At 64.1% G+C, this 17905-nt stretch carries 19 protein-coding genes; 13 read left to right on the forward strand and 6 right to left on the reverse strand.

The genetic code is table 11. The features are described from left to right. Positions 1-30 precede the first annotated feature (30 nt). Positions 31-708 (forward strand): TetR family transcriptional regulator, encoded by a 678-nt coding sequence (locus J5M73_RS26195; RefSeq protein WP_102865402.1) that lies wholly within the window; start codon positions 31-33, stop codon positions 706-708. Positions 709-823: 115 nt separating this feature from the next. Continuing rightward, a complete protein-coding gene (locus J5M73_RS26200; RefSeq protein WP_102865403.1) occupies positions 824-1048 on the forward strand; it encodes a hypothetical protein in 225 nt (74 codons plus the stop codon). A gap of 121 nt (positions 1049-1169) precedes the next feature. On the opposite strand, the gene J5M73_RS26205 is transcribed toward J5M73_RS26200, so the two are convergent. Both J5M73_RS26205 and aroQ read right to left on the reverse strand, forming a co-directional pair. After that, the gene (locus J5M73_RS26205; RefSeq protein ID WP_102865404.1) at positions 1170-2024 is read right to left on the reverse strand and encodes a shikimate dehydrogenase; all 855 of its coding nucleotides are present in this window, start codon (positions 2022-2024) and stop codon (positions 1170-1172) included. Then, on the reverse strand, positions 2021-2470 hold the full coding sequence (gene aroQ, locus J5M73_RS26210) for a type II 3-dehydroquinate dehydratase (RefSeq protein WP_102865405.1): 450 nt from the start codon (positions 2468-2470) through the stop codon (positions 2021-2023). The genes J5M73_RS26205 and aroQ overlap by 4 nt, the downstream gene beginning before the upstream one ends. Before the next feature lie 261 nt (positions 2471-2731). On the opposite strand from aroQ, the gene J5M73_RS26215 reads away from it, so the two are divergent. The 9 genes from J5M73_RS26215 (at position 2732) to J5M73_RS26255 (ending at position 13463) form a co-directional block, all read left to right on the forward strand. Further along, the gene (locus tag J5M73_RS26215; protein WP_102865406.1) at positions 2732-3079 is read left to right on the forward strand and encodes a DUF4160 domain-containing protein; all 348 of its coding nucleotides are present in this window, start codon (positions 2732-2734) and stop codon (positions 3077-3079) included. Then, positions 3076-3522 carry a DUF2442 domain-containing protein gene (locus J5M73_RS26220; RefSeq protein ID WP_102865407.1) on the forward strand — a complete coding sequence of 149 codons (447 nt, stop codon included), beginning with the start codon at positions 3076-3078 and terminating at the stop codon, positions 3520-3522. Before J5M73_RS26215 ends, J5M73_RS26220 begins: the two co-directional genes overlap by 4 nt. 121 nt (positions 3523-3643) lie before the next feature. Further along, a complete protein-coding gene (locus tag J5M73_RS26225; RefSeq protein WP_102865512.1) occupies positions 3644-4165 on the forward strand; it encodes an RNA polymerase sigma factor in 522 nt (173 codons plus the stop codon). 63 nt (positions 4166-4228) lie between these two features. Beyond that, on the forward strand, positions 4229-5242 hold the full coding sequence (locus J5M73_RS26230) for a FecR family protein (protein WP_102865408.1): 1014 nt from the start codon (positions 4229-4231) through the stop codon (positions 5240-5242). A 131-nt stretch (positions 5243-5373) separates the two neighbouring features. Continuing rightward, on the forward strand, positions 5374-8079 hold the full coding sequence (locus J5M73_RS26235) for a TonB-dependent receptor (RefSeq protein WP_102865409.1): 2706 nt from the start codon (positions 5374-5376) through the stop codon (positions 8077-8079). Between the two features lie 83 nt (positions 8080-8162). Then, positions 8163-8780: a heme acquisition protein HasA gene (locus J5M73_RS26240; protein ID WP_102865410.1), complete on the forward strand. Its 618-nt coding sequence runs from the start codon at positions 8163-8165 to the stop codon at positions 8778-8780. Between the two features lie 218 nt (positions 8781-8998). Next, positions 8999-10783: a type I secretion system permease/ATPase gene (locus tag J5M73_RS26245; protein ID WP_102865411.1), complete on the forward strand. Its 1785-nt coding sequence runs from the start codon at positions 8999-9001 to the stop codon at positions 10781-10783. Then, positions 10780-12129 (forward strand): HlyD family type I secretion periplasmic adaptor subunit, encoded by a 1350-nt coding sequence (locus tag J5M73_RS26250; RefSeq protein ID WP_102865412.1) that lies wholly within the window; start codon positions 10780-10782, stop codon positions 12127-12129. The genes J5M73_RS26245 and J5M73_RS26250 overlap by 4 nt, the downstream gene beginning before the upstream one ends. Then, positions 12126-13463, forward strand: a complete 1338-nt coding sequence (locus tag J5M73_RS26255; protein WP_102865413.1) for a TolC family outer membrane protein — start codon at positions 12126-12128, stop codon at positions 13461-13463. Before J5M73_RS26250 ends, J5M73_RS26255 begins: the two co-directional genes overlap by 4 nt. 207 nt (positions 13464-13670) lie before the next feature. Here the strand turns inward: J5M73_RS26255 and trmA are convergent, their stop codons facing one another. Further along, entirely contained in the window at positions 13671-14750 is a 1080-nt protein-coding gene (gene trmA, locus J5M73_RS26260) for a tRNA (uridine(54)-C5)-methyltransferase TrmA (RefSeq protein WP_102865414.1), read from the reverse strand. Beyond that, complete coding sequence (locus J5M73_RS26265) at positions 14747-16042, reverse strand: NCS2 family permease (RefSeq protein ID WP_102865415.1); 1296 nt, start codon at positions 16040-16042, stop codon at positions 14747-14749. Before J5M73_RS26265 ends, trmA begins: the two co-directional genes overlap by 4 nt. Positions 16043-16249: 207 nt before the next feature. Between J5M73_RS26265 and J5M73_RS26270 the strand changes: the two genes are divergently transcribed. Beyond that, positions 16250-16699, forward strand: a complete 450-nt coding sequence (locus J5M73_RS26270; RefSeq protein WP_102865416.1) for a DUF4879 domain-containing protein — start codon at positions 16250-16252, stop codon at positions 16697-16699. A gap of 62 nt (positions 16700-16761) precedes the next feature. Continuing rightward, positions 16762-17313, forward strand: coding sequence for a DJ-1 family glyoxalase III (locus J5M73_RS26275; protein ID WP_102865417.1), 552 nt, complete (start codon positions 16762-16764; stop codon positions 17311-17313). Positions 17314-17316: 3 nt separating this feature from the next. Here J5M73_RS26275 and J5M73_RS26280 read toward each other — a convergent pair whose 3' ends face one another. Beyond that, the gene (locus J5M73_RS26280) at positions 17317-17607 is read right to left on the reverse strand and encodes a HigA family addiction module antitoxin (RefSeq protein WP_016966170.1); all 291 of its coding nucleotides are present in this window, start codon (positions 17605-17607) and stop codon (positions 17317-17319) included. Between the two features lie 15 nt (positions 17608-17622). Further along, positions 17623-17901 (reverse strand): type II toxin-antitoxin system RelE/ParE family toxin, encoded by a 279-nt coding sequence (locus tag J5M73_RS26285; RefSeq protein ID WP_016966171.1) that lies wholly within the window; start codon positions 17899-17901, stop codon positions 17623-17625. Between the last annotated feature and the right edge of the window lie 4 nt (positions 17902-17905).

Consider the following 17905-nt stretch of genomic DNA (forward strand, 5'->3'; position numbering starts at 1 on the left):
CGCGTGTTCAGTGATGGCCGTGAGCCCAGAATGACAATGACCAGTGAACGCTCGATTGCGTCCGATGAGCCTGCTCTCGAACCGCGCAAGAGTCGCAAGAACAACCCGGAAAAAACCCGCGAGAACATCCTTCAAGAAGCCATTGTCGAGTTCGTCCAGCAGGGACTTTCCGGTGCGCGGGTGGATGCGATCGCCGAGCGCATCCATACCTCCAAGCGCATGATCTATTACTACTTCGGCAGCAAGGAGCAGCTGTACGTCGAAGTCCTGGAAAAACTCTACGGCGATATCCGCAGCACCGAGAGCCGCCTGCATCTGGCCGAGCTGGCGCCGCGGGAGGCGATTCGCCGGCTGGTGGAGTTCACCTTCGATCACCACGACCGCAATGTCGATTTCGTGCGTATCGTCAGCATCGAGAACATCCACAAGGGCGAGTACGTCAAGCAGTCCGGCGTGATCAAGGCGATGAACAACACCATCCTCCATGCCCTGGGCGAGATCCTTGAGCGCGGTGCGCAGGACGGCGTGTTCCGCAGCGGCCTGGATCCGCTGGACGTGCATTTGCTGATCAGCTCGTTCTGTTTCTATCGGGTGTCGAACCGTCATACCTTTGGCGAGATCTTCCAGATCGACCTGCCGGACGAAGCCATCAAGCAGCGGCACCGGGAAATGATCTGCGAATCGGTGCTGCGCTACCTGCAGGCCTGACCCGGAGCTTTAGGGCCGGGTTGGCTTGTCAGGCGCTGGCTTGCTGGCGAAAGCGTCCGTAAGATCGCCTCGCCACCCCGGCTCTCGCATCATCCCCCACGACAAGGAAGGCACCATGGGTAACCCCGTCCCAACGCTTAAAATCATCCTGATCCTGATGATCGTCGTTGACTCGTTCTGGTTCGGTGAGCGCCTGCTGTCCCTGACCGGTTTCAGCGTGTTCGACTGGCTGCCGAGCTCGCTGATCAATGTAGTGGGCCTGTTCGGCAGTCTGCTGATGATTCTCTTCAACGTGCTGTTGATCGGCCTGCTCGCGCGCCTGCAGCTCAAGCCCGAGTAAACGCAGTACCTGTAGCCGCTGCCGAAGGCTGCGAACGAGCCGCAGGCTCGCCAGCGTCCTGACGGATGCCGAGGCCCCTGCGGGGCCTGTCGCAGCCTGCGGCAGCGGCTACAGGCGTGTTTCAGCCATTCATGCTGTGGAAGTGCGCCAGCATGCGTTGCGGGTCGGCGCTCTGACCGCTGAACAGCTCGAACGCCTTGACCGCCTGGAACACCGCCATGGTGCCGCCGTCCAGGGTTCGGCAACCCAGGGCGCGGGCATTGCGCAGCAGCTCGGTTTCCAGTGGGAAGTAGACGATCTCGGCGACCCACAGCTCCGCCCGTAGCAGTTCCACCGGCACCGGCGTGCCCGGCAGCTTGGCCATGCCCATGGGCGTGGTGTTCACCAGGCCGTCGGCGCTCGCCAGGGTGCTGGGCAGGTCGGTGCCGGCCTTGGCCCGACCGGCGCCGAAATGCTGGTTGAGGTTCTCCGCCAGGCTCTGCGCCCGCTGGTTTTCCACATCGAAAATGCTCAGTTGCTCCACACCCTCACTGAGCAGGGCGTGGGCCACTGCCGCTCCGGCGCCGCCGGCCCCCATCTGCACCACGTGCCGTCTGGCCACGCCTTGCAGACCGCGCCGGAACCCTTCGGCAAACCCCAGGCAGTCGGTGTTGTGACCGACCCGTTTGCCGTCCTTGAGGACCACGGTGTTGACCGCGCCGATGCCGCGAGCTTCCGGGGACAGTTCGTCCAGTAGCGGCAAGATGCTCTGCTTGCAGGGAAAGGTGATGTTCAGGCCGGTGAAGTTCATCCGTTCGGCGGCGCTGAGCAGGTCGGGCAGGGCGCTGCTGTCGAGCCCCAGCTGGTCCAGATCGATCAGCCGGTACAGGTAGCGCAGGCTTTGCGCGTCGCCTTCGTGTTCATGCAGGGCCGGGGTGCGTGAAGCCTGGATGCCGGCGCCGATCAGTCCGGCGAGTACGCCTGTATGGCCTGTCATAGACCTTGCTCCTTGAACCGCAGGCTGAAGTGTTCCAGCGCCAGGCGATAGCCGTGGCTGCCAAAGCCACACATCACCGCCAGGGCAATACCCGAGACAAAGGAGTGATGGCGGAAGGGTTCGCGGGCGTGGACGTTGGACAGGTGCACTTCGATCACTGGCAGTTCACTGGCCACCAGCGCATCGCGGATCGCCACCGAGGTGTGGGTCCAGGCGGCGGGGTTGATCACGATGCCGGCGCAGCGCCCGCGGGCGGCGTGGATCCAGTCGAGCAATTCGCCTTCGTGGTTGGTCTGGCGAAACTCCACGGCCAGGCCCAGTTCCTCGGCGGCACGGCCGCACAAGGCCGAGACATCGGCCAGGGTTTCGTGGCCGTAAGTGGCAGGTTCACGGCTGCCGAGCAGGTTCAGGTTCGGGCCGTTAAGCACCAGAACGATAGGACGCATGGGGGTAGATCTCCGTTGTTATTGTCAGCCTCGGGAGCGGGTACGAGGCACTGGGGAGGTAAATTGTACTAACTGGTTAATTTGGTCAATTGATGGCCGAGAGCGGAACCCGGGAAGGCTGATTAAGTGTTCGATAACCGAACGTTGTTATGGGCGATGGCCGTGGCGAGGCCTTGCCCGGCAATAAATGCTGACGACTTTGCGGCCGCCCGGAGGCCTTCCTGACCTTCTCCGGGACTAACCTCAAGCAGGTCACCTCACTTGGATGGCGGTCGTTGGAGTGCCCGTTTTCGCTTCAGCTTCTGGCACAACGGTGTCGAGCTCTGGGACGTTGTCCCCCATGGCCGTCGCCCGGCACTGGCAGTCCTTGAAGGCTTGCGCCAGGCCTTGAAGCAACGGGTGCATCTGGCTCGGCGTATCGGGTGGAGCAAGCTGCGCACCTTGTGCCTTGAGCAGCAGTTGTGGGATTGGCAAGCGAACGCTGTGGTGGAAGGTTCAAGCGCCGGCTGCAGGGTGTACCTGATCGAGTCAGCGCACTACGAGGAACAACGAAACCTGACTCGCCTGACCCTGGTGGGTGCGGCGCAAGGAGTGGAGATCGAACTATGAAAGTCGTCAAAGCAGCGGTGCCTGTCGATGTGCCCTTGACCCAGGAGCAGCTGGATCAAGCGGTCGAACGTGGTGAGGCGCGTCACGACGCGGGTTTGCAAGTCAGTACCTTGAGCTATGCGGCCGGGTGCCTGTGCCTGGGCTTTGCCGATGGCAGCTCGATTCATTTGCCTGTGGAAAACTATCCGGAGCTGGCGGCGCTGAGCGACACCCAGTTGCAGCAACTGCAGCTGGGCTTTTCCGCCACGGCGGTGTGCCATGAGGCCCTGGACCTGCAGGTGTCGATGGTCGGGCTGCTGTCCGCCAGCGAGCCGCTGATGAAACTGGCGACCCAGTTGGTCGCCTCCCGCAACGGTCGGCAAAGCAGCGCGGCCAAGGCTCGGGCGGCGCGCCTGAACGGCAAGAAGGGCGGCCGGCCGCGCAAGGTCGAGGTGCCAGCCTAGGTCCTGGAAAGCGGCTGGCAGCTGGTGTAAGCGATCGCTAATGAATACTGATATCAATTGAAAATCATTCTCGACTGACCGTAAGATGCCGGCAATTTCCTTCATGTTCCAGGGAGTCGGTTTGTCGGACGTGGATCTCAAGGGACTGTTTCTCAAGCATGCCGCGACCTTGCGTGGGTACCTGGCGCGCAAGGTACGGGACCCGCAGTTGGCCGCAGATCTGGTGCAGGAGAGTTTTCTGCGGCTGGCCGAGCAAACGCGCGGTGAGCGGATCGACAACTCCCAGGGCTATCTCTACCGCACGGCGAACAACCTGCTGATCGACCATGTACGTCAGGAGGCACGGCGCAAGACCGAGACCGTGCCCCATGAAGTGCTGGCCGACATCGAGGATGAGGCGGCCGGGTTGGAGGCTCAGGCGATGGCGCAACAACAGCGCAAGGCACTGAAACAGGCGATCACGGAGCTGCCTGCGCGCACTCAGGAAATCTTCCGCCTGAACCGTATCGAAGGCATGACCCACGCCGAGGTGGCCCGGCACCTGAATATCTCCGACAGCTCGGTGCAAAAGCACCTGTCCCGGGCGCTGGCTTATGTGATGCAACGCCTGCAGGCTACCGACGGTCGGCCGGTTGACCAGTGAGTTACGGTAAAAGTCGGGGTCAGACGTCACTGCTTATATATAACGAGAAATCGAGATTCACACGTGAATAGCCAGGGTCCGCAAGAGCGCAGTATCACCGAGGCCGCCGCCGATTGGGCGGTGCGTTTGCACGCGGGAGGCCTGAGCGCCACCGAGCAGGCGCAGCTTGCCCAATGGCAGGCCGAGGACCCGCGTCATCCACAGGCTCTGGTGTTTGCCCGGCAGACCTGGGAGGCCTTGGGCGAGCTGCGCCTGGACCCCGAGCTGGCGGCCACTGCCCCACCAAGACGCCAGGTGGAACGGCCTGCGGCGACAATACAGCGCCCGCGCCGTCGACGCCGGCTGGTGCGGGTCGCCAGTGCGGCCATGCTGGTTCTGGCGGTGGCCCTGGGCTGGCTGCAAGGGCCGCAGGCACTGCTGTACCTGCAGGCCGACTACCAGACCGACAAGGGCGAGGTGCGCACCGTGCAACTGGCCGATGGCAGCCAAGTGGAGCTGGACTCGAGCAGTGCCATTCGCCTGGATTACAGCGGCGACAAGCGTCAGATCCAATTGCTGGCCGGCTCCGCAGTGTTTGATGTGGCGCCCATGGTCGGTGAGGAGCAACGACCTTTCATTGTGCACAGCGCTAGCGGCCAGACCCGGGCCCTGGGCACCCGTTTTGTGGTCGGGCGCGAGAGCGATCAACAAGCCTGGGTTGGGGTGTTGCAGCACAGTGTCGCCGTGAGCCTGGATACCCCGGCGCAACGCGGCGTTTCCGAGCGGGTTCTGCAAGAGGGACAGAGCGTGCGCTATGACTCGCAGTCGGGGGTGGTGGCACTTGATGGGCTCGACCTGCAGCGCGCCACCAGTTGGCGGCGCGGCGTCCTGGTGTTCGACCGCCAGCCCCTGAGCGCGGTAGTGGAGCGCCTCAATCGCTATCGATCCGGGCGAGTGGTGCTGGCCAACAGTGCCCTGGCCCAGCGTCAGGTCAGCGGTGTATTCCGTCTGGATATGCTCGACGCGGCCCTGGTCACCCTCACCCAGGAGTTGCAGGTGCAGCGTTTCGACCTGGCCGGCGTCAGCCTGATTTATTGAGGCCGGCGGGCCTTTTTTACCTTCGGCGAAAAATAACTGAAAAAACCTTACTGAGTTTTCCTGCCTGGCACGTCTAGCTAATTGAGATGCATTCGCATGCACTAAAAGTAGCCAGCGCAGGAATCAGGAACATGAGGGTAGGCAGTCGCACTGGAATTCACGCCGCAAGTCGTCTGGCCCTGGCCATTCACTTGGGCGTAGCAGGGCTGTTGGCAGGAGGCGGTTTGTTGCACGCGGCAGAGCCCGTGGGCGTAGCCCCGCAGAGTGCTCAGCAACCACGCGAACTGGATTTCGATATCCCTGCCCAGGCCCTCGGCAGTGCGGTGCTGGCTTTTGCCGAGCAGGCCGGGGTACAGGTGCTGTTCGACAGTTTGCGCCTGCATGGCTTGCACAGCTCGCCGCTCAAGGGCCGCTACAGCGCCGAGGAAGGACTGGCCCGGCTGCTGGGCAATGCGCCGGTGGAGTACCGCTTTAGCGGCGAGCGCCAGGTGACCCTGAGTCGGGTGGAAACCGGACGTGATGGCGCCCTGGCCTTGGCCCCCACCACGATTTCCGGTGACCTCGAAGGCCGGCAGAGCGATTGGGTGTACAACGCGCCACGCTCGGTGAGCGTGGTCGGGCGCGAGCAACTTGATCGCAATCCACCGCGGCATGCCGCCGAAATGCTGGAGGAAACGTCCGGCGTGTATTCGGCGCTCAGCCAGCAGGACCCGGGCGTGTCGGTGAACATCCGCGGTATCCAGGACTATGGTCGGGTCAACATGTCGGTGGACGGCATGCGCCAGAACTATCAGCAGAGCGGCCACCAGCAGCGCAACGGAACGCTCTATGTCGACCCCGAGCTGCTCTCCGAAGTGGTGGTGGAGAAGGGCGCCACCTCCACCATGGGCGGCGCCGGCGTCATTGGCGGGGTTGCCAACTTTCGCACCATCGAGGCCCGCGACCTGCTCAAGCCCGGCCAGGAGATCGGTGGCCGAATTCGCCTGACCACCGGCTTGGGCGGCCGCCGCAACGGCACCCACTTCATCGGCAGCTCCGCCTTCGCCATCGGCACCGAAGTCTGGGACATGCTGCTGGCCGCCAGTGAACGACACCTGGGGGACTACAAGCCGGGGACCCGTGGCGGCATTGGCGAATTGCGCACCGGCAGCTGGATGGACCCGTCGATCAATGATCGGGTGAAGCATTCCAAGGTGGCCTATTCCGCTTCGGTGATGCGCTCGCGCCTGGTCAAGCTGGGGCTCAACCTGCCCCAGGACCAGCGTCTGCAACTGAGCTACCTGACCACTGAGGTGTCCTACGACGACGCCAACATGATGAACACCGAGAACAAGGATCAGCTCTGGGAAAAGCTCGGCAGCAGCGATGTGCATTCGCAGAACTTCGGCATCGACTACAGCTACACCCCGGACAACCCGCTGATCGACTTCAAGGCCAAGCTCTATTACGTCGACAACAGCAATGACCAGAGCACCCTGACCCGCCGCAGCAGCCCTGGCTACTCGATCACCTACCAGACCTATACCTATGGCGCCCAGGCGCAGAACACGTCGACCTTTGCCCTGGGCGGGCTGTCCACGCTGAAGGCCAACTACGGCCTGGAGTTCTTCTACGACAAGGTCCGCCCCGACTCCAGCCAGCCGGTGCCGAAGGGCTCGGCGGTCAGCGCCTCGCCTGCGGCGAGCATGACCCCCGAGGGCGATCGAGCCCTGGGTAGCCTGTTCACCCGCCTGGACTTCGACTACGACGGTTGGCTGAACCTCAATGCCGGCTTGCGTTACGACCGCTACCGCCTGCGCGGCGAAACCGGAATCAACACCCGCACCTTCGTGATCGGCAAGACGCCCCAGCAAATCTCGGTGCCGGTGGCCTATGACATCGACAACCAGGCAGGGCGCTTCTCGCCGACCTTCGGCCTGTCGGTCAAGCCCGGGGTCGAGTGGCTGCAACTGTTCGCCAGCTATGGCAAGGGCTGGCGGCCACCGGCGGTGACCGAAACCATGATCACCGGACGCCCCCATGGTGGAGGTTCTGAGAGCACCTTTCCCAACCCCTTCCTCAAGCCAGAGCGCTCCACCACCTGGGAAGCGGGGGTCAACGTCTTCAAGGAAAACCTCTGGTTCAACGATGACCGCCTGGGCATCAAGGTGGCCTACTTCGATACCCGGGTCGATGACTTCATCTATATGGCCATGGGCGTGCAGCCCCCGGGCTATGGCTCACCCGGCATCGGCAACAGCGCCTACGTCAACGATCTCAGCAGCACCCGCTTCAAGGGCGTCGAGTACCAGCTCGACTATGACGCCGGTCGCGCCTACGGCCAGCTCAATTACACCCACATGATCGGCGACAACGATTTCTGCATGAAGACCGCCTGGCTGGGAGGGGTGACCCAGCCGGTGAAGAACGGCACAGGGCGGGGCGCGATTGTCACCGGCATGCGTCCCGATGAGGCGGCCAACAATGCCAGCCGCTGCAACGCCGCGATCCTCGGTTCGGCCGAACACATGCCCATGGACCGCGGCACCCTGACCCTGGGTGCGCGCTTTTTCGAACGCAAACTGGATATCGGTGCCCGGGCCCGCTACAGCGCCGGCTACTCGATCGCCGGCTCGGCGACCGGGACCGTGAGCCAGACCGGCGTCTACCCGGCCGACTGGAAGCCCTACACCGTCTACGACCTGTATGGCAGCTACCGCGCCACTGAAGAACTGACCCTGCGCCTGGCCATGGAAAACGTCACCGACCGCGCCTACCTGGTGCCCCTCGGCGATGTCCTGGCCTTCACCCTCGGCCGTGGCCGCACCTTGCAGGGCACCGTGGAATATCAGTTCTGACCGCTTTTGCCCATTGAAGGGCAAAACCGCAGCAGGCACTGGCGTGCTGCGGACCTGACCCACCTAATGTATTGGAGTTTTGCATGAGCATTTCGATCTCTTACAGCGCTACCTACGGCGGTAACACTGTTGCGCAATACCTGACTGACTGGTCGGCCTACTTCGGCGACGTCAACCACCGCCCAGGCGAAGTGGTTGATGGCACCAATACCGGTGGTTTCAACCCGGGCCCGTTCGACGGCACCCAGTACGCCATCAAGAGCACCGCCAGCGACGCCGCCTTCGTGGCCGACGGCAACCTGCATTACACCCTGTTCAGCAACCCGAGCCACACCCTGTGGGGCTCGCTGGACAGCGTTTCCCTGGGCGACACCCTCGCCGGTGGTTCGGGCAGCAACTACCACCTGGTCAGCCAGGAAGTCAGCTTCAGCAACCTGGGCCTCAACAGCCTGAAAGATGAAGGCCGTGCCGGTGAAGTGCACAAGGTGGTCTACGGCCTGATGAGCGGCGACAGCTCGGCGCTGGCCGGCGAGATCGATGCCCTGCTCAAGGCGATCGACCCAAGCCTGTCGGTGAATTCCACTTTCGACGACCTGGCCGCCGCCGGTGTGGCCCACGTCACCCCGGCTGCCGCCGCCGCAGCCGATGTCGGCCTGGTGGGTGTGCAGGACGTGGCCCAGGACTGGGCACTGGCCGCCTGAGTGCTGGCTTGAGGCATAAAAAAGCGAATGCAGGATCGCTCCTCCATTCGCTGGTCTGACTCACCTCCGTCGCCCGAGTTTTCGAAGGCCAGGGCGGCGGCGGTGGCAAATTCTGGGGAGCGTCGGGGTGCCTGTCAACGCACCGGGCGCGCCTCTTGTCGTTCCGCTCTGCCTGAGCGGAAGACCCTGTATCCCTAAACTCTGCACAGGACACCTTGATGAGCAGGCCGAATCCACTTGCCGCTTCCGAGACGCTGGCGGCCCTGACGGCCTACAAGGGCGGCTTCTTCAACATCGGCCTGTTCTCGGCGGTGATCAATTTGCTGATGCTGGCCCCGGCCCTGTACATGCTGCAGGTCTACGACCGGGTGCTGGCCTCGGGCAATCAGATGACCCTGTTGATGCTGACGCTGATGATCCTCGGCCTGTTCGGCCTGATGGGGGCTTTGGAGTGGGTGCGCAGCCAGGTGGTGATCCACCTCGGCACCCAGATGGACATGCGCCTGAACCAGCGGGTGTATGACGCGGCGTTCGAGGCTCAGCTCAAGGGCAGCCCCCAGGCCGCCGGCCAGGCCTTGAATGACCTGACCGCGCTGCGCCAGTTCGCCACCGGCAATGCCTTGTTCGCCTTCTTCGACGCGCCCTGGTTCCCGGTCTATCTGCTGGTGATCTTCCTCTTTCACCCCTGGCTCGGTCTGTTGGCCCTGTGCGGTGCGCTGCTGTTGGTGGCGCTGGCCTGGATCAACCAGCATATCTGCCAGGCACCGCTGGCCCAGGCCAGCCAGTTGTCGATCATCACCAGCCAGCAGGCCACGGCCAACCTGCGCAACGCCGACGCCATCGAAGCCATGGGCATGCTCGGCGCGCTGCGCGAGCGCTGGTTCGTCGGTCACCAGGGCTTTCTCGCTCAGCAGAACCTGGCCAGTGAAAAGACCGCCACTATCAGCGCTTGGTCCAAGGGCGTGCGCATGGCCTTGCAGTCCCTGGTATTGGGCCTGGGCGCGTGGCTGGCGGTGCAGGGGCAGATCACTCCGGGGATGATGATCGCCGGCTCGATCCTCATGGGCCGGGTGCTCAGCCCCATCGACCAGTTGATCGCGGTGTGGAAGCAATGGAGCTCGGCGCGCCTGGCCTACGAGCGCTTGTCCGAGCTGTTGCAGGCCAACCCGCCGCGGCCGGTGCGCATGAGCCTGCCGACGCCCAAGGGCAAGTTGAGTGTCGAGCAATTGAGTGCCTGTGCCCCGGGAAGTCGCCGTCCGGCCCTGAGCAACCTCGGCTTCACCCTGGAGGCCGGCCAGGTCCTGGGGGTGATCGGCCCTTCCGGTTGCGGCAAGTCCACCCTGGCCCGGCTGTTGGTCGGTGCCTGGACGCCCCTGACGGGAAAGGTGCGCCTGGATGGCGCGGACCTGGCCCAGTGGGACAAGCAGCAACTGGGCCCGCATATCGGCTACCTGCCCCAGGACATCCAACTGTTCGCCGGCAGCATTGCCGAGAACATCGCGCGTTTCGGTCCGCTGGACTCCGATCAGGTCCTGCAGGCTGCGCAAATGGCCGGGGTGCATGAGTTGATCCTGCAACTGCCCCAGGGCTATGACACGCGCCTGGGTGAGGGTGGTGCCGGGCTGTCCGGCGGGCAGCGCCAGCGCATCGGCCTGGCGCGCGCGTTGTACGGCTTGCCGGCGCTGATCGTGCTCGACGAACCCAACTCCAACCTTGATGAAGCTGGCGAACAGGCGCTGCTGCAGGCCATCGGCCAACTCAAGCAACGGCAGCGGACCCTGGTACTGATCACCCACAAACCCAATGTGCTGAGCATGACCGACCAGCTGATGATCCTGCGCGAAGGCCAGCTGCAAGGCTTCGGCCCGACGGCGCGGGTGCTGGAAGCGAACCAGAAAGCCAAGGCCGCGCCGCCGCCCGCGGTACCGGTGAGCAATCCGGTGACCAGCCTGAACATGAATTACCGACTGGGCGTGGCCGGCGGCGAAGGGAAGAAAGCATGAGCGCGAGGTTATCCACAGGCCGCACGGCGCCTGCCCCAGGGCCCGCAGCGAACAATGTGTTGGTCCTGGACGAAAGGAAGTATTCACGCCTCGGCTGGCTCCTGGTGCTGGGAGGCTTTGCCGGGTTTATCGGCTGGGCCGCCCTGGCGCCGCTGGACAAGGGCGTGGCAGTGTCGGGCAAGGTCATGGTCTCGGGCCATCGCAAGACCGTGCAGCACCAGAGCGGCGGCATCGTCGAGCGGATCGAGGTCAAGGAGGGCGACCGGGTCAGCACCGGGCAGGTGTTGCTGCGCCTCAACGAGACCCCGCTGCGCACCCAGATGCAGTCCTTGCGCAGTCAGTACCTGGGTTCCCTGGCCAGCGAAGCGCGACTCAATGCCGAGCGCGATGGCGCCAGCGAGATCGTCTTCGATCCACAGCTCCAGGCCTTGGCGAGCGAACCTGAGGTGGCCGCCAGCCTGGCCCTGCAACGGCAGCTGTTCAGCAGTCGGCGCCAGGCCCTGAGCATGGAGCAACAGGGCATTGCCGAGACCATTGCCGGCTCCGAAGCGCAGTTGCGCGGTACCCGGGATTCCCAGGCCAGCAAGCGGCAACAGCGCAGTGCCTTGAACGAACAGTTGCAGGGCCTGCGGGAGCTGGCCCGGGACGGCTACATCCCACGCAATCGCCTGCTGGACAGCGAACGCCTGTACGCGCAGATCGACGGCTCGATCGCCGAGGACTTCGGCCGCATCGGCCAGTTGCAGCGGCAGATCCTCGAACTGCGCCTGCGCATCCGCCAGTCCACCGAGGATTTCCAGAAAGACCTGCGCAGCCAGTTGGCCGACACCCGGATTCGCACCGAAGACCTGCGCAATCGCCTGGCCTCCGCCGAGTTCGAACTGGCCAACAGCCAGGTGCGCGCCCCGGCTGCCGGTGTGGTGGTGGGCCTGGAGGTGTACACCGAGGGCGGGGTGATCAAGCCGGGCCAGCCGCTGATGGACATCGTGCCCCAGGACGAGCCGCTGCTGGTGGAGGCGCGGGTGCCGGTGCAACTGGTGGACAAGGTGCACCCGGGGCTGCCCGTGGAACTGATGTTCTCGGCCTTCAACCAGAGCACCACGCCGAGGGTGCCGGGGGAGGTGACCCTGGTGTCCGCCGATCGCCAGGTCGACGAACGTACCGAAGAGCCCTATTACACCTTGCGCGCCACGGTCAGCGCCGAAGGCATGCAGCAGTTGCAGGGCTTGCAGATCCGTCCGGGAATGCCGGTGGAGGCCTTTGTCCGTACCGGCGAGCGCTCGATGCTCAACTACCTGTTCAAGCCGTTGCTGGACCGGACCCATATGGCGTTGGTGGAAGAATGACTCGCGCCTTTTGCTTCCTCGCGCTGCTGTGCCTGCTGAGCAGCCCGTCGGCCCTGGCCCTGGGTTTGCTCGATGCCTACGATCTGGCTCTGCGTAACGACCCGACCTTCCAGGCGGCGATCAAGGAGCGCGATGCCGGTGAAGAGAACCGGGCCATCGGCCGTGCCGGGCTGTTGCCGAACCTGTCCTGGAGCTACAACAATTCGCGCAACCAGTCCGAGGTGACCCAGGACACGGTTCGTGGCGATGTCACCACCGATCGTGACTACCGCAGCTACGCCTCGACCCTGACCCTGCAACAGCCACTGCTGGACTACGAGGCCTATGCGCGCTATCGCCAGGGCTCGGCCCAGGCGCTGTTTTCCGACGAGCGTTTTCGCGGCAAGAGCCAGGAACTGGCGGTGCGCCTGCTCAGTGCCTACAGTCAGGCGCTGCTGGCCCAGGAGCGCATCGAGCTGAGCCGGGCACAGAAGCGTGCCTACGCCGAACGCTTGCAGCTCAATGAACGTCTGCTCAAGGGCGGCGAGGGCACCCGCACCGATGTGCTGGAGACCCAGGCCCGTTTGAGCCTGGCCCTGGCGCAAGAGATCGAGGCCCAGGATCAGCAGGATGCGGCCCTGCGCGAGCTGCAAGCCATAGTCGGCGAGCCGCTGCAGATCGACGAGCTGGACCCGCTGACCCGGCAGTTCGAGATCCAGCCGCTGCTGCCCAACCGCTTCGACAGTTGGCGTGACCTGGCCATGGCCAACAACCCTGAACTGGCTTCCCAGCAGCAGGCCCTGCGGGCGGCGGAATACGAAGTGGAGCGCAAGCGCGCCGGGCACCTGCCCAAGATCAGCCTGTACGCCAGCAGCCGGCAGACCCGCTCTGATTCGGAGAGCACCTACAACCAGCAGTACGACACCAACACCGTGGGTATCCAGGTCAGCCTGCCGCTGTTTGCCGGTGGTTCGGTCTCGGCCTCGACCCGCCAGGCGGCCAGTCAGCTGTCCCAGGCGCAATATGAACTGGATGCGCAAACCGCCAACACCCTCAACCAGCTGCGCAAGCAGTTCAACCTCAACACCAGTGCGGCGGCCAAGGTCCGCGCCTATGAAATGGCCGTCAGCTCAGCCGAGGCCCTGGTGACCGCGACCCGCAAAAGCGTGCAGGGTGGCGAGCGGGTCAACCTCGATGTGCTGGACGCCGAGCAGCAACTGTTCACTGCCCGTCGTGACCTGGCGGATGCCCGGCATGCCTACCTGCTGGCACGGATTGAGCTCAAGTATTACGCCGGCCTGCTCAATGAACAGGACCTGCAGCAACTGGCCGGGTACTTTCAACCCGCGGGCTGACCTTGTAGCCGCTGCCGCAGGCTGCGACCGGGGCGCAGCCCCGCACACCCGGCGACGCAGACGTGCCTGATGCACCGCGGTGTCAGGTTTGCGCCAGCTTCGCAGTCGATCGCAGCCTGCAGCAGCGGCTACAGGAAGCGGTAGGGGGATCGGCGGCCGTGAATGACAACGGCCGTCTCGAGGACGGCCGTTGGGCAGCGGGGCAAATCAGCGGCGGGTCAGCAGGACCCCGGATTCCATGTGGTGAGTCCAGGGGAACTGGTCGAACAGCGCGCAGCGGGTGATGCGGTGGGTGTCGTGCAACTGGGCGATGTTGGCCGCCAGGGTTTCCGGGTTGCAGGAGATGTACAGGATGTTGTCGAAGCGCCGGGTCAGTTCGCAGGTGTCCGGGTCCATGCCGGCCCGGGGCGGGTCGACGAACACGCTGCCGAATTCGTAGCTCTTCAAGTCCACGCCCTGCAGGCGGCGGAACGGCCGCACTTCGTTCAGGGCTTCGGTCAGCTCTTCGGCGGACAGACGCACCAGGGTGACGTTATCCACAGCGTTTTCGCTGAGGTTGCTCAAGGCGGCGTTGACCGAGGTCTTGCTGATCTCGGTGGCCAGTACCTTGCGCACCCGGGTGGCCAGGGGCAGGGTGAAGTTGCCGTTGCCGCAGTACAGTTCCAGCAGGTCGTCCTGGCGTTCGCCCAGGGCTTCATAGGCCCAGTTGAGCATCTTCTGGTTCACCGTGCCGTTGGGCTGGGTGAAGGCGCCTTCGGGTTGGCGATAGCTGAAGGTACGCCCGCCGACTTCGAGCTTTTCCACCACGTAGTCCTGGCCGATGACTTCGCGTTTGCCCTTGGAACGGCCGATCACACTGACATTGAGGTCGGCGGCCAGTTGGCTCGCGGCCTTGTGCCAGTGCTCGTCCAGCGGGCGGTGGTAGCACAGGGTGATCATCGCGTCGCCCGCCAGGGTGGTGAGGAACTCCACCTGGAACAGCTTGTGGCTCAAAGGCGCGCTGGCTTGCCAGGCGGCCTTGAGCCGGGGCATCAACTGGTTGATGCGTTGGCTGGCGATGGGGAACTCTTCAATGAGGATCGGCGTGCGTTTGTCGTCCTGGGAGAACATCGCGTAATGGCGTTCACCGGCCTCGCGCCACAGGCGGAACTCGGCCCGCAGGCGGAAGTTCTGCAGGGGCGAGTCGAAGACCTGGGGCTCGGGCGCAGCGAAGGGCGCCAGCAGGTCACGCAGGCGCGTGACCTTGTCGTTCAATTGGGTGCTGTAGCTTGCGGCGTCAAAAGTCATGCGGCGAACCAACCCAGCTTGATCACGAACAATATCGACAGGATCACCAGCGGTGCGTTCAGCTCGCGGGCGCGGCCCGACAGCAGCTTGATCGCGGTCCAGGCAATGAAGCCGAAGGCGATGCCGTTGGCGATCGAATAGGTGAACGGCATGGCCAGGGCGGTGACCACCACCGGGGCGGCGACGGTGATGTCTTCCCAGTCGATTTCCGCCAGGCCCGAGGTCATCAGCACGGCCACGAACAGCAGTGCCGGCGCGGTGGCGAACGGTGGCACGCTGGCCGCCAGTGGCGAGAAGAACAGTGCCAGCAGGAACAGAATCGCCACCACGATGGCGGTCAGGCCGGTGCGGCCACCGGCGCTCACGCCCGCGGCGGATTCGATGTAGCTGGTGGTGGTCGAGGTGCCCAGCAGGGAGCCGGCCATGGCGGCGGTGCTGTCAGCGATCAGCGCGCGGCCCATTTTCGGCATGTGGCCGTCCTTGCCCATCAGGCCGGCGCGCTTGGCGACGCCGATCAGGGTGCCGGAGTTGTCGAACAGATCAACGAACAGGAAGGCGAAGATCACGCTCACCAGACCAATGTCCAGGGCGCCCTTGATGTCCAGTTGCAGGAAAGTCGGGGCCAGGGACGGAGGCATCGAGGTCACGCCGGCGAACGGGGTGAAGCCCATGATGATCGAGGCAATGGTCACCGCGAGGATGCCGATCAGCACCGCCCCGCGCACTTTCAGCGCTTCCAGGGCGACGATCAGGGCAAAGCCCAGGGTGGCGAGGATCGGTGCCGGCTTTTTCAGATCACCCAGGCCGACCATGGTGGCCTGGTTGCTGACCACGATGCCGGCGTTGTGCAGGGCGATCAGCGCCAGGAACAGGCCGATACCGGCAGCAATCGCCGAGCGCAGCGGCAGGGGGATGCTGTTGATGATCCATTCGCGGATTCTGAAGATCGACAGCAGGAAGAACAGCACCGCCGAGATGAATACCGCACCCAGCGCCACTTGCCAGGTGTGGCCCATGTGCAGGACCACGGTGTAGGTGAAGAAGGCGTTCAGGCCCATGCCCGGGGCCAGGGCGATCGGGTAGTTGGCGATCAGGCCCATGATGGTGGAGCCGATGGCGGCAGCCAGACAGGTGGCAACGAACAGGGCGCCCTTGTCCATGCCCGTCTCGCCGAGAATGCTCGGGTTGACGAAGAGAATGTAGGCCATGGCCAGGAAGGTGGTGACGCCCGCAAGAATCTCGGTGCGCACGTTGGTGTTGTGTGCCTTGAGTTGAAACAGCCTTTCCAGCATGTCTGCTCCCCGTGGCGCCGCCGGGCGCCGTGAATGTATCGACTCCAACAGCAAAGCACAGACTTTATAAGGTGCCTGTGGATTTGCCCTGGGTCGGAAAAAGCCGCGCATCATACCAGCAGCGTGGGCCAATGGCTGCGATCGTCGGCGATGTTTTGCACTGCTGGCAAGTAGCGCATACTGCGCGCTGCTTTTAAGGGGGGATTTATGCGCAGCACAGTGAAAATGACAGCATTGACGCTGCTGGGGGCAGCGGCCTGCTGGTTGGCGTCTCCGGCCCTGGCGCGTTCGGCGCCGCCGTTGAGCCAGGTGGAGATTCTCAAGGTGCTGTCACCTTCCTGCGGCCTGGAAGATGTCTCCGATGGGCGTGAACGCACCCAGTGCGACCACAACGGCCCGAACATCAAGGTCTACGTGCTGGAGATCGGCTACGGCCGCGAGCCCCATGTGAACCTGGACGGTTTCGAGGTCGACGGCACTCGCTCGCCGGTGTGCGAGGACGGCTCCGCCTATGTGCCCTGCGGCAACTCGGGAATCACTGTGGGCTACATCTATGTCTTCGACCTGGCGGGCAAGCAGGAAGGCACCTTCAGCTTCAGCAACACCTCGATCAACGCACCGGGCAATACCCTGAGTGCGCAGATCTACATCAGGTAGCCCCGAACGGCGTTCGGCAAAGCTGACTAAGCTCTAAAGACCTTCCTTGTGGAGTCATCCCCATGACCTTCAGAGCCTTGGTCACCCTTGCCGAAGGCATTGATGACCTGCAAAGCGTGACCCTGATCGACGTACTGCGCCGTGCCGAAATCGAGGTGTTGGCGGCCAGCGTCGAAAACCGGCGCATGCTCACCTGCGCCCGCGGCACCCGACTGACCGCCGACGCCATGCTGGTGGATGTGCTGGCCCAGCGTTTCGACCTGATTGTGCTGCCCGGCGGCGCGGTAGGTGCCCAGCATTTGGCGGGCCATCAACCCTTAATGCAGCTGCTCAAGGATCAGGCGGCCGCTGGCAGGTTCTTCGCCGGCATCGCCGAAGCACCGGCCCTGGCCTTGCAGGCCTATGGCGTGCTGCGCCAGCGGCGCATGACCTGCCTGCCCAGCGCCAGCCATCAGCTGTTGGGCTGTACCTTTGTCGACCAGCCGGTGGTGGTGGATGGCAACTGCATCACCGCCCAGGGTTCCGGCGCGGCCCTGACGTTTGCCCTGGCGCTGGTGGAGGCGCTGTGTGGTCGCGGCAAGCGCGCCCAGGTGGCAGCAGAGTTGTCGGTATAGGGCTCAGCCGACATGGGCCGCGATAGGCTCGATCACCGGTTGCAACTCCTGCTCGGTGTGCCAGATGTCGTAATCGGCTTGCACCGCCAGCCAGACCTTGGCCTTGCCGATTCCGGCACGTTCCAGGCGGACCGCCAGTTCCGCGCGGATCGGCGCATGGCCGTTCAACACCTTGGACAGATGCGGGCGGGCATAGCCGATATGCCGGGCCAACTCCGTCACGCTGATGCCCAGCTCAGGCAAGACATCCAGGCGCAGGGTGTCACCGGGGTGGGGGGGGTTGTGAATGGGCATGATCCTGCCTCCTGTTCAGTGGTAGTCCAGATAATCGACCAGTTCGATATCCGAACCTACGAAACGAAAGATCACTCGCCAGTTGCCGGACACCACCAAAGACCAATAGCCGTGCAGGTCGCCCTTGAGTGGGTGCAGCCGCCAACCCGGCAGGTTGAGGTCTGCCGGTTCGCTGGCGTGATCCATGAACGACAGCTGGCGGGCCAGCCGGCGTGCATGCTCAGCCCGTATTCCACGAGTCGATCCGGTTTCATAGAAGGCGCGCAGGCCTTTGTGCTGAAAGGACTTGATCATGGGG

It is taken from the genome of Pseudomonas sp. 50_B, from assembly GCF_017491625.1.
Lineage (GTDB): Bacteria > Pseudomonadota > Gammaproteobacteria > Pseudomonadales > Pseudomonadaceae > Aquipseudomonas > Aquipseudomonas danubii.

Coding starts and splice junctions, on each gene's coding strand:
- J5M73_RS26195 (WP_102865402.1), top strand. CDS start 31: ATGACAATGACCAGTGAACGCTCGATTGCGTCCGATGAGCCTGCTCTC.
- J5M73_RS26275 (WP_102865417.1), top strand. CDS start 16,762: ATGACCTTCAGAGCCTTGGTCACCCTTGCCGAAGGCATTGATGACCTG.
- J5M73_RS26250 (WP_102865412.1), top strand. CDS start 10,780: ATGAGCGCGAGGTTATCCACAGGCCGCACGGCGCCTGCCCCAGGGCCC.
- J5M73_RS26205 (WP_102865404.1), bottom strand. CDS start 2,024: ATGACAGGCCATACAGGCGTACTCGCCGGACTGATCGGCGCCGGCATC.
- J5M73_RS26270 (WP_102865416.1), top strand. CDS start 16,250: ATGCGCAGCACAGTGAAAATGACAGCATTGACGCTGCTGGGGGCAGCG.
- J5M73_RS26265 (WP_102865415.1), bottom strand. CDS start 16,042: ATGCTGGAAAGGCTGTTTCAACTCAAGGCACACAACACCAACGTGCGC.
- J5M73_RS26240 (WP_102865410.1), top strand. CDS start 8,163: ATGAGCATTTCGATCTCTTACAGCGCTACCTACGGCGGTAACACTGTT.
- J5M73_RS26235 (WP_102865409.1), top strand. CDS start 5,374: ATGAGGGTAGGCAGTCGCACTGGAATTCACGCCGCAAGTCGTCTGGCC.
- J5M73_RS26285 (WP_016966171.1), bottom strand. CDS start 17,901: ATGATCAAGTCCTTTCAGCACAAAGGCCTGCGCGCCTTCTATGAAACC.
- J5M73_RS26280 (WP_016966170.1), bottom strand. CDS start 17,607: ATGCCCATTCACAACCCCCCCCACCCCGGTGACACCCTGCGCCTGGAT.
- trmA (WP_102865414.1), bottom strand. CDS start 14,750: ATGACTTTTGACGCCGCAAGCTACAGCACCCAATTGAACGACAAGGTC.
- J5M73_RS26255 (WP_102865413.1), top strand. CDS start 12,126: ATGACTCGCGCCTTTTGCTTCCTCGCGCTGCTGTGCCTGCTGAGCAGC.
- J5M73_RS26200 (WP_102865403.1), top strand. CDS start 824: ATGGGTAACCCCGTCCCAACGCTTAAAATCATCCTGATCCTGATGATC.
- J5M73_RS26245 (WP_102865411.1), top strand. CDS start 8,999: ATGAGCAGGCCGAATCCACTTGCCGCTTCCGAGACGCTGGCGGCCCTG.
- aroQ (WP_102865405.1), bottom strand. CDS start 2,470: ATGCGTCCTATCGTTCTGGTGCTTAACGGCCCGAACCTGAACCTGCTC.
- J5M73_RS26220 (WP_102865407.1), top strand. CDS start 3,076: ATGAAAGTCGTCAAAGCAGCGGTGCCTGTCGATGTGCCCTTGACCCAG.